Annotated in this window: 10 protein-coding genes and 3 tRNA genes; all 13 read right to left on the minus strand. The window is 61.6% G+C overall.

Annotated elements, in window-relative coordinates; genetic code table 11:
• Window positions 1-138: 138 nt before the first annotated feature.
• A tRNA-Arg gene (locus tag ACTJJN_RS16600) sits at window positions 139-215 on the minus strand.
• Window positions 216-286: 71 nt separating this feature from the next.
• A tRNA-Arg gene (locus ACTJJN_RS16605) sits at window positions 287-363 on the minus strand.
• Window positions 364-469: 106 nt separating this feature from the next.
• Window positions 470-560, minus strand: a tRNA-Ser gene (locus ACTJJN_RS16610).
• Between the two features lie 72 nt (window positions 561-632).
• The gene (gene csrA, locus ACTJJN_RS16615; protein WP_003254503.1) at window positions 633-821 is read right to left on the minus strand and encodes a carbon storage regulator CsrA; all 189 of its coding nucleotides are present in this window, start codon (window positions 819-821) and stop codon (window positions 633-635) included.
• 166 nt (window positions 822-987) lie between these two features.
• Window positions 988-2,223 carry an aspartate kinase gene (locus tag ACTJJN_RS16620; protein WP_003254504.1) on the minus strand — a complete coding sequence of 412 codons (1,236 nt, stop codon included), beginning with the start codon at window positions 2,221-2,223 and terminating at the stop codon, window positions 988-990.
• Window positions 2,224-2,325: 102 nt separating this feature from the next.
• Window positions 2,326-4,950 (minus strand): alanine--tRNA ligase, encoded by a 2,625-nt coding sequence (alaS, locus tag ACTJJN_RS16625; RefSeq protein WP_029611822.1) that lies wholly within the window; start codon window positions 4,948-4,950, stop codon window positions 2,326-2,328.
• 384 nt (window positions 4,951-5,334) lie between these two features.
• Window positions 5,335-6,342 carry a succinylglutamate desuccinylase gene (astE, locus tag ACTJJN_RS16630; RefSeq protein WP_012051581.1) on the minus strand — a complete coding sequence of 336 codons (1,008 nt, stop codon included), beginning with the start codon at window positions 6,340-6,342 and terminating at the stop codon, window positions 5,335-5,337.
• Window positions 6,343-6,352: 10 nt separating this feature from the next.
• Entirely contained in the window at window positions 6,353-6,643 is a 291-nt protein-coding gene (locus ACTJJN_RS16635) for a topoisomerase II (RefSeq protein ID WP_003254508.1), read from the minus strand.
• A 14-nt stretch (window positions 6,644-6,657) separates the two neighbouring features.
• Complete coding sequence (gene astB, locus ACTJJN_RS16640) at window positions 6,658-8,007, minus strand: N-succinylarginine dihydrolase (protein ID WP_014755750.1); 1,350 nt, start codon at window positions 8,005-8,007, stop codon at window positions 6,658-6,660.
• Between the two features lie 23 nt (window positions 8,008-8,030).
• A complete protein-coding gene (gene astD, locus ACTJJN_RS16645; RefSeq protein WP_014755749.1) occupies window positions 8,031-9,494 on the minus strand; it encodes a succinylglutamate-semialdehyde dehydrogenase in 1,464 nt (487 codons plus the stop codon).
• Window positions 9,495-10,523, minus strand: coding sequence for an arginine N-succinyltransferase (gene astA / locus ACTJJN_RS16650; protein WP_003254513.1), 1,029 nt, complete (start codon window positions 10,521-10,523; stop codon window positions 9,495-9,497).
• Window positions 10,524-10,601: 78 nt separating this feature from the next.
• The gene (gene aruF / locus ACTJJN_RS16655) at window positions 10,602-11,621 is read right to left on the minus strand and encodes an arginine/ornithine succinyltransferase subunit alpha (RefSeq protein ID WP_012051578.1); all 1,020 of its coding nucleotides are present in this window, start codon (window positions 11,619-11,621) and stop codon (window positions 10,602-10,604) included.
• A gap of 147 nt (window positions 11,622-11,768) precedes the next feature.
• Complete coding sequence (locus tag ACTJJN_RS16660) at window positions 11,769-12,989, minus strand: aspartate aminotransferase family protein (protein WP_017148162.1); 1,221 nt, start codon at window positions 12,987-12,989, stop codon at window positions 11,769-11,771.
• Window positions 12,990-13,262: the final 273 nt, after the last annotated feature.

A 13,262-nucleotide genomic window follows, 5' to 3' on the forward strand; every position in this document is an offset into this window, starting at 1 on the left:
AGGATTCGAACCTGCGACCGCTCGGTTCGTAGCCGAGTACTCTATCCAGCTGAGCTATGAGTCCGCGATTGGCAGTTTTAAACCAGATTACCGCTGGTTGACTGAAATGGCTTTGCAAGCAGAACCACTTCAAGAAAGTGGCGGACTCAGCAGGATTCGAACCTGCGACCGCTCGGTTCGTAGCCGAGTACTCTATCCAGCTGAGCTATGAGTCCGCGATTGGCAGTTTTAGACCAGATACCGCTGGTTGATTGAAGCAGCCTTGCAAACAAAGCCACTTCAAAAGTGGCGGACTCAGCAGGATTCGAACCTGCGACCGCTCGGTTCGTAGCCGAGTACTCTATCCAGCTGAGCTATGAGTCCGTGTCTTGCCGCGCATTATAGGTCGCTGAAACATTTTTGCAAGAAGCTTTTCGTTATAAAACAACTACTTAGCGTTCCTACCGTTTACAGCGCCCTACGCAAATAATGGCGGTGAAGGGGGGATTCGAACCCCCGATACCCTTATGAGGTATACTCCCTTAGCAGGGGAGCGCCTTCGGCCACTCGGCCACCTCACCGCAACACGAGGCGAATATTAAAGAACCTCTTTCACCTTTGCAACCCTTTTTTTGAAAAAAACTTCAAAAAAATTAAAGGCTTGGCTCTTCATCCTTCTCCTTCTTGATCCGCAGGTAGATTTCCTCGCGGTGAACTGCCACTTCTTTCGGGGCGCTCACGCCAATACGCACCTGGTTGCCTTTGACGCCAAGCACCGTCACGGTGATCTCGCCGTCTCCAATGATCAGGCTCTCGGCGCACCGACGAGTCAGAATCAACATAGCTTTCTCCTTACGCAAAACATTCAGGGGTAACAGTCTTGGATATCGGGCCGGGTCGCGGACGACGACCATGGCCCCGGTTACTCGCCGCACAGGGCAGGACAGGGCCTGCGCGGCGAGCAGAAACGCGAAGGGCGCGGCAAGCCGCGCCCTTCCAGGCAGCGCCTTACTCGCCCTGTCGGGCAGGAGCATCCAGATCGAACGCGGTATGCAGCGCGCGCACGGCCAGCTCCAGGTACTTCTCTTCGAGCACCACCGAAACCTTGATCTCGGAAGTGGAGATCATCTGGATGTTGATGCTCTCCTTGGCCAGGGCTTCGAACATGCAGCTGGCAACCCCGGCGTGCGAACGCATGCCGACGCCGACGATCGAGACCTTGGCGATCTTGGTGTCGCCGATCACTTCACGGGCACCGATTTCGCGCGCAGTGTTTTCCAGCACGCTCTGCGCCTTCTCGTACTCATTGCGGTGCACGGTGAAGGTGAAGTCGGTGGTGTTATCGTGAGCAACGTTCTGCACGATCATGTCGACTTCGATGTTCGAAGCGCTGATCGGGCCGAGGATCTTGAAGGCCACGCCCGGGGTATCCGGCACGCCGCGAATGGTCAGCTTTGCTTCATCACGGTTGAAGGCGATACCGGAAATGATCGGCTGTTCCATGGATTCCTCTTCATCAATGGTAATGAGGGTACCCGGACCCTCCTTGAAGCTGTGCAGCACGCGCAGCGGAACGTTGTACTTGCCGGCGAACTCCACCGAACGGATCTGCAGCACCTTGGAACCAAGGCTGGCCATTTCCAGCATCTCTTCGAAGGTGATCTTCTCCAGGCGACGAGCCTGTGGCACGACGCGCGGGTCGGTGGTGTAGACGCCATCAACATCAGTGTAGATCTGGCACTCATCAGCCTTCAGCGCCGCCGCCAGGGCCACGCCGGTGGTATCAGAGCCACCACGACCCAGGGTAGTGATGCTGCCGTGCTCGTCGACACCCTGGAAGCCTGCAACCACGACGACGCGACCTTCCTTGAGGTCGGCACGAATCTTCTGGTCGTCGATTTGCAGAATGCGCGCCTTGTTGTGCGAGCTGTCGGTGAGAATACGCACCTGGTTGCCGGTGTAGGACACCGCTGGCACACCACGCTTGATCAAGGCCATGGTCAGCAGGGCAATGGTGACCTGCTCACCCGTCGACACGATCACGTCCAGTTCACGAGGAACCGGCTGATCGGTGATCTGCTTGGCCAAGTCGATCAGGCGATTGGTTTCACCGCTCATGGCCGACAGCACAACCACCAGGTCGTCGCCCGCTTCACGGTGTTTCTTGACCTTTTCGGCTACCTGCTCGATCCGCTCGATGGAACCGACAGAGGTGCCGCCAAATTTCTGTACGATCAACGCCATTTCAATGGTGCCTCAGCCCATACAGGGCCCCAAAAAACAATCCAACATGAAGGGGTGGACGGGAGTGGCCTGTGTGGCCACTAGACCCTCCACCCCCTCATCTCAAAGTCCCTGCTCTGCGAATGGCACGGCCAGCGCCAGGGCCTGGTCCAGGGCAGCGACGTCGACGCCACCACCCTGGGCCATGTCCGGACGGCCGCCGCCCTTGCCACCCACCGCCGCAGCGGCTTGTTTCATCAGATCGCCAGCCTTGAGTTGGCTGGAGAGGTCCTTGGTCACGCCGGCCACCAGCACAACCTTGCCCTCATGCTCGCTGCCCAGCAGGATCACTGCGTGGCCGAGCTTGTTCTTCAGCTGATCGACCAGGGCCAGCAGGGCCTTGCCATCCTGCCCATCCAGGCGGGCGGCGAGGACCTTGGCACCCTTGACCTCAACGGCCGCGTTGGAGAGATCGTCCCCGGCGGCGCTGGCGGCCTTGGCCTGCAGCTGTTCCAGCTGCTTCTCCAGCTGGCGGTTGCGCTCGAGCACAGCCGACAGCTTGTCGATCAGGTTGTCGCGGTTACCCTTGACCAGTTGTGCGGCTTCCTTGACCTGCTCTTCGGCAGCGTTCAGGTAAGCCAGCGCAGCGGCACCGGTTACGGCTTCGATACGGCGCACGCCAGAGGCTACGCCGCCTTCGCTGATGATCTTGAACAGGCTGATGTCACCGGTGCGCTTGGCGTGGATACCGCCGCACAATTCCACCGAAAAATCACCGCCCATGCTCAGCACACGCACGGTGTCGCCGTATTTCTCGCCGAACAGCGCCATTGCGCCTTTGGCCTTGGCAGTTTCGATGTCGGTCAGTTCGGTTTCAACCGGGGTGTTCTTGCGAATCTCGCGGTTGACGATGTCTTCCAGCTGCTTGATCTGCTCCGGCTTCACCGCTTCGAAGTGGCTGAAGTCGAAACGCAGGCGCTGGCTGTCGACCAGCGAGCCCTTCTGCTGTACATGCTCGCCCAGTACCTGGCGCAATGCTTCGTGCAGCAGGTGGGTGGCGGAGTGATTCAACGAGGTGGCGTGCTGTACGTCGGCATCGACCTTGGCCTCGACGGGCGAACCGATCAGCAGCGCACCGCTGGCCACCACGCCGTGGTGCAGGAAGGCGCCGCCGGTCTTGGTGGTATCACGCACGTCGAAGCGTGCAGCACCTGCCTGCAGGAAGCCGCTGTCACCAACCTGGCCACCGGACTCGGCGTAGAACGGCGTGCGGTCGAGCACCACAACGCCCTGCTCGCCTTCACCCAGCTGGTCAACGGATTGGCCATCCTTGTAGAGGGCGATGATCTTGCCCTGGCCCTCGGTGGTGTCGTAACCGAGGAACTCGGTGGCGCTGTCGACCTTGACCAGGCTGTTGTAATCCATGCCGAAGGCGCTGGCGGAACGGGCACGCTCACGCTGGGCGTCCATTTCACGCTCAAAGCCGGCTTCGTCGATAGTCAGCTCACGCTCACGGGCGATGTCGGCAGTCAGGTCCATCGGGAAGCCATAGGTGTCGTACAGCTTGAACACCACGTCGCCCGGTACCACGTCGCCTTTCAGCTGGGCCAGGTCTTGCTCGAGGATGCGCAGGCCCTGCTCCAGGGTCTTGGCGAACTGCTCTTCTTCGGCCTTGAGCACGCGCTCGATGTGCGCTTGCTGGCTCTTCAACTCCGGGAAGGCTTCGCCCATTTCAGCGGCCAGTGCGGCAACGATCTGGTAGAAGAAGCTGCCCTTGGCACCCAGCTTGTTGCCGTGACGGCAAGCGCGGCGAATGATGCGGCGCAGCACGTAGCCACGGCCCTCGTTGGACGGCAGCACGCCGTCGGCAATCAGGAAGCCGCACGAACGGATGTGGTCGGCGACCACTTTCAGCGAGGCCTGGCCGTCATTGCTGCAACCGATGGCCTTGGCTGCGGCAGCCAGCAGGTTCTGGAACAGGTCGATCTCGTAGTTCGAATGCACGTGCTGCAGCACGGCGCTGACGCGCTCCAGGCCCATGCCGGTGTCCACCGACGGCGCTGGCAGCGGGTGCAACACACCGTCGGCTGTGCGGTTGAACTGCATGAAGACGTTGTTCCAGATCTCGATGTAGCGGTCACCGTCTTCTTCTGGCGAACCAGGTGGGCCACCCCAGATATCCGGGCCGTGATCGTAGAAAATCTCGGTGCACGGGCCGCACGGGCCGGTATCGCCCATGGTCCAGAAGTTGTCGGAGGCGTACGGGGCGCCCTTGTTATCGCCGATGCGCACCATGCGCTCGGCCGGCACGCCGACTTCCTTGGTCCAGATGTCGTAGGCTTCGTCGTCGGTGGCGTAGACGGTGACCCAGAGCTTTTCCTTGGGCAGGTTCAGCCACTGCTCAGACGTCAGGAAGGTCCAGGCGAAGGTAATGGCATCGCGCTTGAAATAGTCGCCGAAGCTGAAGTTGCCCAGCATTTCGAAGAAGGTGTGGTGACGCGCGGTGTAACCGACGTTTTCCAGGTCGTTGTGCTTGCCACCGGCACGCACGCACTTCTGGCTGCTGACAGCACGCGTGTAGGCGCGCTTCTCCGCACCGAGGAAGCAGTCCTTGAACTGGTTCATGCCTGCGTTGGTGAACAGCAGGGTCGGGTCGTTGTTCGGGATCAGCGAACTGGAGGCGACTCGGGTATGTCCCTGCTCTTCGAAGAAGCGAAGGAAGGCTTCACGGATTTCTGCGCTTTTCATAGGTTCTTCCACGGAAACGGCGGCCCTGTTGGGCAAACGCGTCGACGAAACGACGGCAAAGGGCCGCATTATATCGGTCCTGCAGTCTTGATGCAGTGTGTTTATACGATAGAAGCCATCGTTTGGACGGTTTTTCGGGCTATGCAAACGAAAACGACATGACCGGATGCTAAATCCTGTGTTTCGCCACTGGCAAGCCAATTACCGCTTAAGGGAGGGGAAAAGGGAACAGGCGGTGAATTAAAAGGTTTTCATCATGGATAGGATCCGAAACTGTGTCGCCTGGTTCGCGGGTAAACCCGCTCCTACAAGGTATGTGCAAGGCCTTAATGTGGCGCCGTGCCCGTAGGAGCGGGTTCACCCGCGAAACAGGCGACACCGCTCTCACCCCAGTCGCTGCCCCGAATCCGGCACGATCAGAATGCCGGCGCGCAAGCCGTTCTTGACCTTGGGGTTGGGGAAGATGATGCGCGCGCCCTCCTCCTCGACTACCCAGCGCATCTCGGCCAGGTCTTCAGCCAGCAGGTAACCCTTGCTCAGCTCGGAGAAGTTTTCGATGTCCGCCGGCAGGTGCAGGTGGAAGCTGTCGCTGTGCTTGATGATTTCGCGGGAAACACTGAACAGCTGCAGGCCATCCAGCGAGCTTTCGTTTTCGGGCTCGGTAGCCTCAATGATGCGGATCAGCCGCTCTTCGAGCTTGTCGAGGTTCACCTGCTCGTTCTGGCCGAACGGGCGGGCCTTGCCCAACTCCAGGGTGAAAGCTTCAGCCTCAAGCTGTTCGTAGGTGAAAGCACTGAAGGTGATGGACGACTTGCTTTGCAGCAGCACCGCTTCCATACCTGCCGCCGCCAGGCGCGCCAGCTCACGACGGGAGTGCTTGCGCCCCTCTTTATAAGGGTACAAGGCGAATTGCTCGATCTTCGAACCGCGGATGGCAGTATGCAGGTCGTAATGCAGGCGGTTGCGCCCCGGCTTGCTGAAGAACACCCGGGCGAACTGTTCAAGCTCGGCAGCACGCAGTGCTTCGAACCCGCTGGACAGCTCATGGCGACCATTGAACAAGCGGTTGATGTCCTGTTCGATAAAGCGCTCGCCCTTGCGGATCGCCGCCGGGTTGCCGAACAGGAACAGCACCCGTGCCCTGGGTTTGATCTTGCCGTTGGCCACGCCGTGCAGCAGCCGTTCGAGCAATTCGATCGGCGCTGTTTCGTTGCCATGAATGCCGGCGGACAACAGCAAGTCCAGCCCGCAATCTTCGCTTTCGGCCGGACGCACTTCGAGCGCGCCCTCCCCCAGCCATCGCAAACGCGCGCCCCCGGGTGTCACTTGGGTCTTCTCAGCCGGTTCGTGAGCGGTGAGGGTCAGCTCAAGCAATTTGCCAAGGGCGAGCATAGGTGCTTCCTTAGTGGTGGTGACCGCAGTCAGGGCCATGAACGTGATCGTCGTCTTCGCCAAGTTCTGCCGGTTCCATTTCCAGCTGCAGGCTGACCAGATTGGTGGCCATCGGGCGCAGCAGCAAGTTGGCATACTCGGTGTCGTCTTCCTCGACATCCACGCCGATCAGCAACTGGCCACGGCCATCCTGCTGAATCCACACTTCCTTGCCTTGCCAGACCACAGCAAAGCGGGTGCAGGAAGTTTCCAGCTGGGTGCCGTCTTCATCTTCGAGGATCAGGCGCAAGGCGTCGGTCATTACAGAGTCTCTCTTCAAGGTTGGCGTTGGAACGGATACACCGAGCCCAACTTCAGGATCTGGGTCAATTCGTCCAGTGCCGTACGGCATTCCACCAGCAGTTGCGGGTCAGCCAGGTCTGCTTCGCCAAGGCGATCGCGGTAGTGCCTGTCGACCCACTGCAGCAGCGTGTCATACAGCGGGGCCGTCATGATAACGCCTTGGTTGACGGCTGCCAGTTCCGCTTCTTTCAAAGCCACGCGCAAACGCAGGCAGGCCGGGCCGCCGCCGTTTTGCATGCTTTGCTTGAGGTCGAATACCTTGACCTCCTTCACCGGGCCTCCCTGGCTGGTCATCTGGCCCAGATAGGCCCAGACCCGCTCGTTGTTGCGGCACTCTTCCGGCACGACCAGCAGCATGGAACCATCGTCGCGGCTGAGCAGCTGGCTGTTGAACAGGTAGGAACGCACCGCGTCCTCCACCGCCACCGCGGCCCTGGGCACGCAGATGGCCTGGAAGTTGCCACCCTTGCTGGCCAGTTTAGCTCGCAGTTGCCCAAGTACCGCGTCGGTCTCGAGAAACGCGTCCTCGTGGTAGAACAGCACCTCGCCGTTACCGACCGAAATCACATCATTGTGGAACACACCCTGATCGATCACCGCCGGGTTCTGTTGAGCGTAGACCACACCGTCATCGCTCAGGCCGTGCAGCCGGGCCACAGCTTGCGAGGCCTCCAGGGTTTGTCGGGCCGGGTACTTCTGTGGCGCGGGGTAACGGCTGTCGAAGGCACTGCGGCCGTAGACAAAAAACTCCACGCCAGCCTCGCCATAGGCGCGGCAGAAGCGTGTGTGGTTGGCCGCGCCCTCGTCACCGAACTGTGCCACGGCAGGCAGCGCAGCGTGGTGGGCAAAGTGTTTCTCGTTGTTGAACATGGCACCCAGCACGCGGCTGGTGGTCGGGTGTTCGATGCTGCGGTGATATTTGCAGTTGAGGTTGGCGGCAGTGAAGTGCACGCGACCATCAGCAGTGTCGGCACTCGGGCTGACTGTCGCGGCGTTGGCCACCCACATGCTCGAGGCCGAGCAACTGGCCACCAGCAACGGCATGGCCTCGCGGGCGGCGCGCTGGATAACGTCGGCATCGCTACCACTGAACCCCAGGCGGCGCAGCGCCGCCACGTCCGGGCGCTCTTGTGGCGCCAGAACACCCTGCTTGAAGCCCATGTCGGCCAGCGCTTTCATCTTCGCCAGGCCCTGGCGCGCGGCCTCACGCGGGTTGGACGCCTGCTGGCTGTTGCTCTGCGAAGCCACGTTACCGTAAGACAGGCCGCCATAGTTGTGGGTAGGCCCCACCAGGCCATCAAAATTCACTTCATAGGATTTCATCGGCTAGGCTCCGTGACCTGTTGTTATAGGGTGACGCCCGGCGTCAGGGTCGCCGGCAAGGCAAGGCTGGCGGTCTCCAGCGAAGCCACGGGGTAAGCGCAGTAGTCGGCCGCGTAATAGGCGCTGGCGCGATGGTTGCCACTGGCACCCACACCACCGAACGGCGCGCTGCTGGCAGCCCCCGTCAGCTGTTTGTTCCAGTTGACGATGCCAGCGCGACTGCGCAACCAGAAGTACTGGTAGCGGGCTCGCGAATCAGACAATAAGCCGGCGGCCAGGCCATACTGGGTGTTATTGGCTTCATCGATGGCAGCATCGAAGTCGGCGTAGCGGATCACCTGCAACAGCGGGCCGAAAAACTCTTCGTCCGGGCGGTCAGCCACGGCAGTGACATCGACAATGCCCGGGGTCAGCAGTGCAGCATCGGCCTGCGGCTGAGTCATTTCCAGCAGTTTCACGCCACCTTTGGCGGCCAGTTCAACCTGGGCGGCAAGCAGCGCCCGAGCCGCCTGCAGCGAAATCACCGACCCCATGAAAGGCGCGGGCTGTTCATCGAACGCCCCCACCGTGATGGTTTTGCACACTTCGACCAGGCGCGCGATCAGCGCATCGCCCCAGGCGCCTTGCGGCACCAGCAGGCGCCGCGCGCAGGTGCAACGCTGGCCGGCGGAAATGAACGCCGACTGGACAATGGTATACACCGCCGCATTGAGGTCCTTGACCTCGTCCACCACCAGCGGGTTGTTACCCCCCATTTCCAGGGCCAGAATCTTGTCTGGGCGGCCTGCGAACTGTTGATGCAGCAGGTTGCCGGTGCGGCTTGAGCCGGTGAAGAACAGGCCATCGATACCTGGGTTGGCGGCCAGCGCCACACCGGTTTCACGTGCGCCCTGCACCAGGTTCAGCACACCCGCCGGCAGGCCGGCAGCAATCCAGCAGTTGACGGTAAGCTCAGCGACCTTGGGGGTGAGCTCGCTGGGCTTGAACACCACGCAGTTGCCTGCCAGCAGCGCCGGCACGATATGGCCATTGGGCAGGTGCCCGGGGAAATTGTAAGGGCCGAACACCGCCACGACGCCGTGAGGCTTGTGCCGCAGAACAGCCGTGGCATCGGCCAGCGGACCACTCTTTTCGCCGGTGCGCTCGCGGTAGCTCTGTACTGAAATCGCCACCTTGTTGATCATGCTGGTGACTTCAGTCGCAGATTCCCACAGCGGCTTCCCGGTTTCCTCGCCAATGCACTGGGCCATGGCTTCGGCATGCACTTTCAGCTGCGCGGCAAACTTCTCCAGCACATCGATACGTGCCTCCAGGCTCAACTGCGCCCAGGCCGGAAAGGCCTGCCGCGCGGCCTGCACGGCAGCGTCGACCTGGCTGGCGTCAGCGCCCTGCCCTTGCCAGATCACGGCCTGGGTCACCGGGTTGAGCGACTGCAGGGTTTCGCCCTGGCCGGCCTGCCAATTGCCTGCGATGTAATGCGTGGTCATTTACTGGGCCTCCCGGCTGGCCGACAGCGGCACCGCGCGGACATTGTCACCGACGCCCATGCGCAGGCGCTTGGCGGTCAACGGGTCGACCACCAGGGTGCCGGCGGCCAACCGTGCAGGTGCAGCAGTGATGCGGCAATCGTCGCGCTTGCGGTTGTGGATAATGAAAGGGGTCGCGTCATCGCCTGGCGTACCTACCGCCAGCACCAAGGTCTGGCTCTCGCGCACGGCGCGGATCTTGGCAGTGTCACACTCGATGGCCGGGCCGGCATCGAAGATGTCGACGTAGCCCTGGTAGTTGAAGCCTTCCTGCTTGAGCATGGCCAGCGCCGGCTCGGTGTCTTTGTGCACACGGCCGATCACACTGCGCGCCGCTTCGGACAGGAAGCAGGTGTACAGCGGGAACTTGGGCATCAGTTCGGCGATGAACGACTTGTTGCCCACGCCAGTGAGGTAATCGGCCTGGCTGAACTCCATCTTGAAAAAATGCCGGCCCAGGCTTTCCCAGAACGGCGAACGGCCCTGCTCGTCAGACATGCCGCGCATTTCGGCAATGATCTTCTTGCCGAACAGCTCGGGGAACTCGGCAATGAACAGCATGCGCGCACGCGACAGCAGGCGGCCATTGAGGCCCGAGCGGTAGTCGCTACGCAGGAACAGCGAGCACAGCTCGGAGTTGCCGGTCAGGTCGTTGGCCAGGAACAGCGTCGGGATTTCGCGGTAGATCTTCAGCTCCTGCGAGGCGCTGACAGTCAGGCCGACCCGGTAGTTGTACCAAGGCTCACGCAGGCCGACGGCGCCGGCGATGGCACTGATACCCACCACCAGACCTTCGTCGTTTTCCAGCACGAACAGGTAATCGGTGTCGCCACGCTCGGCTTCGCCACGAAAGCTTTTTTCCGCCCAACCAACGCGATGCCCCAGGCGCTCTTCGTTGGCCGGCAGCGTGGTCAGCCCGGTGGTGCCGGTGCTGCGTGCCAATTCGATCAACGCAGGCAAATCGCTGCTGCGTACAGGACGAACGATCATGCTATCTCCTTGTGCGGCGGCATCGGCCGGCGCGAAACTCTGCTAACGCATCAATCCCGAAACGTCTGTTGCCAGACCTCAAACCGCGACCAGGCGCACGCTGGCGCCCTCGCCCACGCCCAGCGCGTCGGCTGCTGCCACGCTCAGGCTGACCGGCTTGCCAGGCACCCAGTCCAGGTCCAGCAACACCGCGCGGTAGTCCTGCAGCAGGCCGTTGCACACCAGGTACGGGCGACCGCCTTTGGCCGGGGCCTCTTCGATCTTCACCGGGACCACCCGGCTCTGGGCGATCGAGCGGATGCCAGAGGTGCGCGCATGCAGGGTCGGGCCGCCGTCGAAGATGTCGATGTAGTGCTCAGTCTCGAAGCCTTCGCGCATGAGTATGTCGAAGGTGATCTGCGCCCGCGGATGTACCTGGCCCATGGCTTCCTGCGCCAGGTCTGGCAACAACGGCACGTAGATCGGGTAGTGGGGCATCAGCTCGGCGAGAAAGGTACGGCTCTTCAGGCCGCACAGGCGCTCGGCGTCGGCATAGTTGAGGTCGAAGAAGTTGCGGCCGATGGCATCCCAGAACGGCGATTCACCCTGCTCGTCGCTGAAGCCGACGATCTCGGTCACCACCGAATCGGCAAAGCGCTCCGGGTGCGCAGCCATGAACAGCAGTCGGCCGCGCGAGTTGAGCTCGGCCCAGCCACTGTTCACCAGCTCCGGCGCCACATAGAAACTGGTCAGCAGGCTGTTGCCGGTCAGATCGTGGCACAGCGACAGCACATGGATCTTGTTGTGTATCTTCAGCTCGCGTGAGGCGTGCACGAATGTTTCGTTACGAAAACTGTAGAACGGCTCGGAGTAGCCGGCCGAAGCGACAATGGCCGAGCAGCCGGCCAACTTGCCTGTTTCACTGTCTTCGAGCACGAAAAAGTAACTCTCTTCACCGTTGAAGCTGACCTCGGCGGCGAAGGATGTCTCAGAGGCGGCAATCTTGTCGCCCAGACGAGCAGTGTCGTCCGGCAGCGAGGTGACACCAATGGGGCTGTCTGCAGCCATGCGCTGCACGTCGTTCAGATCAGCCATTTGCGCGGGGCGCATCACCAGCATGGTGTCACTCCTTTGGAATACGGGCCATTCACGTCGGCACGGAAAAACGGCAGGCACCCAGGCACCTGCACTGGAATCGGGTATCGTCGGCCCGGCGTAGCCTCGGGTTGAGGCTGCGCCGGGACCGGCGAAAGGACCGCTGGCGAATCAGCCTTTGGTCAGTGTGGCCACAGCGCGTTCGAAGCGGTCCAGGCCTTCGTCGATGTCAGCGTCTTCAACCACCAGGCTTGGCGCGAAGCGGACGACATCCGGGCCGGCCTGCAGCACCATCACGCCTTCTTTCTCGGCAGCATTGAGCACGTCCTTGGCCTTGCCTTGCCAGGCCTCGGTCAAGACACAGCCCAGCAGCAAGCCGACGCCACGCACCTGGCTGAACAGGTTGTACTTCTGGCCGATCTGCTCCAGGCGGGTTTTGAAGCGCTCGTGCTTTGCCTTGATACCGGCCAGGGTTTCCGGGGTGTTGACCACATCCAGCACCGCGCAGGCCACGGCGCAACCCAGCGGGTTGCCGCCATAGGTGGTGCCGTGGGTGCCAACGGCCAGGTGCTTGGCCAGCTCGGTGGTGGTCAGCATGGCGCCAATCGGGAAGCCGCCGCCCAGGCTCTTGGCACTGGTCAGAATGTCCGGGGTCACGCCGTAGTGCTGGTAGGCATACAGCGAGCCGGTACGGCCCACGCCAGTCTGCACTTCGTCGAAGATCAGCAGCGCATTGTGCTCATCACACAGCTTGCGCGCGCCTTCCAGGTAGGCCTTGTCGGCCGGCACCACGCCGCTCTCGCCCTGGATCGGCTCGATCACCACGGCGCAGGTCTTGTCGGAAATCTGTGCCTTCAACGCTTCCAGGTCGTTGTACGGCACATGGCTGATACCGGTGATCTTCGGGCCAAAGCCATCGGAGTACTTCGGCTGGCCACCCACGCTGACGGTAAACAGGGTGCGACCGTGGAAGCTGTTCAGGGTGGCGATGATTTCGTGCTTTTGCGGACCGAAGCGGTCATGCGCCACACGACGGGCCAGCTTGAAAGCGGCCTCGTTGGACTCGGCGCCGGAGTTGCAGAAGAACGCGCGGTCGGCAAAGGTGGCGTCCACCAGCTTGTGGGCCAGGCGCAGGGCCGGCTCGTTGGTGAACACGTTGGAGACGTGCCAGAGGGTATTGGCCTGTTCAGTCAGGGCCTTGACCAGTGCCGGGTGGCAGTGGCCCAGGGCATTGACCGCGATGCCGCCGGCAAAGTCGATCAACTCGCGACCCGACTGGTCCCAGACGCGGGAACCCTCGCCTCGCACAGGAATGAAGGCCGCCGGAGAATAGTTGGGGACCATCACCTGGTCGAAATCGGCACGTTGCACCGGGGCTTGCTCAACGGACATCTGAGTCTCCTGAAGAGGAACGCTGGCCTGGAAGTGGCGAGCGATGGGGGGATTGTAAGGACTGATCCGCGCCTGTCCTTGCGGCCAAGCGACAACTTGTTACAGCGCAAAACCCAGTTTTGACAAGGCTTTCGGCAATGCGACAAACACTGTCGCAATCGCGCAGTGTACGGGAGAGAGGGGGCTGGGTGAACGGGTGTTCACACAGGTTTGTGAGGGGGCAGGATGTACGGGTGTTCACACAGAATTTTGAGGGGGCAGGATGTACGGCGA

The sequence above is a fragment of the Pseudomonas sp. 22515 genome (assembly GCF_052044625.1).
Classification (GTDB): Bacteria; Pseudomonadota; Gammaproteobacteria; order Pseudomonadales; family Pseudomonadaceae; genus Aquipseudomonas; species Aquipseudomonas alloputida.

What these genes read in the sequence shown, in the direction of transcription:
- aruF (WP_012051578.1), bottom strand. Translation starts at nt 11,621, where the DNA reads ATGCTGGTGATGCGCCCCGCGCAAATGGCTGATCTGAACGACGTGCAG.
- alaS (WP_029611822.1), bottom strand. Translation starts at nt 4,950, where the DNA reads ATGAAAAGCGCAGAAATCCGTGAAGCCTTCCTTCGCTTCTTCGAAGAG.
- ACTJJN_RS16620 (WP_003254504.1), bottom strand. Translation starts at nt 2,223, where the DNA reads ATGGCGTTGATCGTACAGAAATTTGGCGGCACCTCTGTCGGTTCCATC.
- astA (WP_003254513.1), bottom strand. Translation starts at nt 10,523, where the DNA reads ATGATCGTTCGTCCTGTACGCAGCAGCGATTTGCCTGCGTTGATCGAA.
- astB (WP_014755750.1), bottom strand. Translation starts at nt 8,007, where the DNA reads ATGAAATCCTATGAAGTGAATTTTGATGGCCTGGTGGGGCCTACCCAC.
- ACTJJN_RS16635 (WP_003254508.1), bottom strand. Translation starts at nt 6,643, where the DNA reads ATGACCGACGCCTTGCGCCTGATCCTCGAAGATGAAGACGGCACCCAG.
- astE (WP_012051581.1), bottom strand. Translation starts at nt 6,342, where the DNA reads ATGCTCGCCCTTGGCAAATTGCTTGAGCTGACCCTCACCGCTCACGAA.
- astD (WP_014755749.1), bottom strand. Translation starts at nt 9,494, where the DNA reads ATGACCACGCATTACATCGCAGGCAATTGGCAGGCCGGCCAGGGCGAA.
- csrA (WP_003254503.1), bottom strand. Translation starts at nt 821, where the DNA reads ATGTTGATTCTGACTCGTCGGTGCGCCGAGAGCCTGATCATTGGAGAC.
- ACTJJN_RS16660 (WP_017148162.1), bottom strand. Translation starts at nt 12,989, where the DNA reads ATGTCCGTTGAGCAAGCCCCGGTGCAACGTGCCGATTTCGACCAGGTG.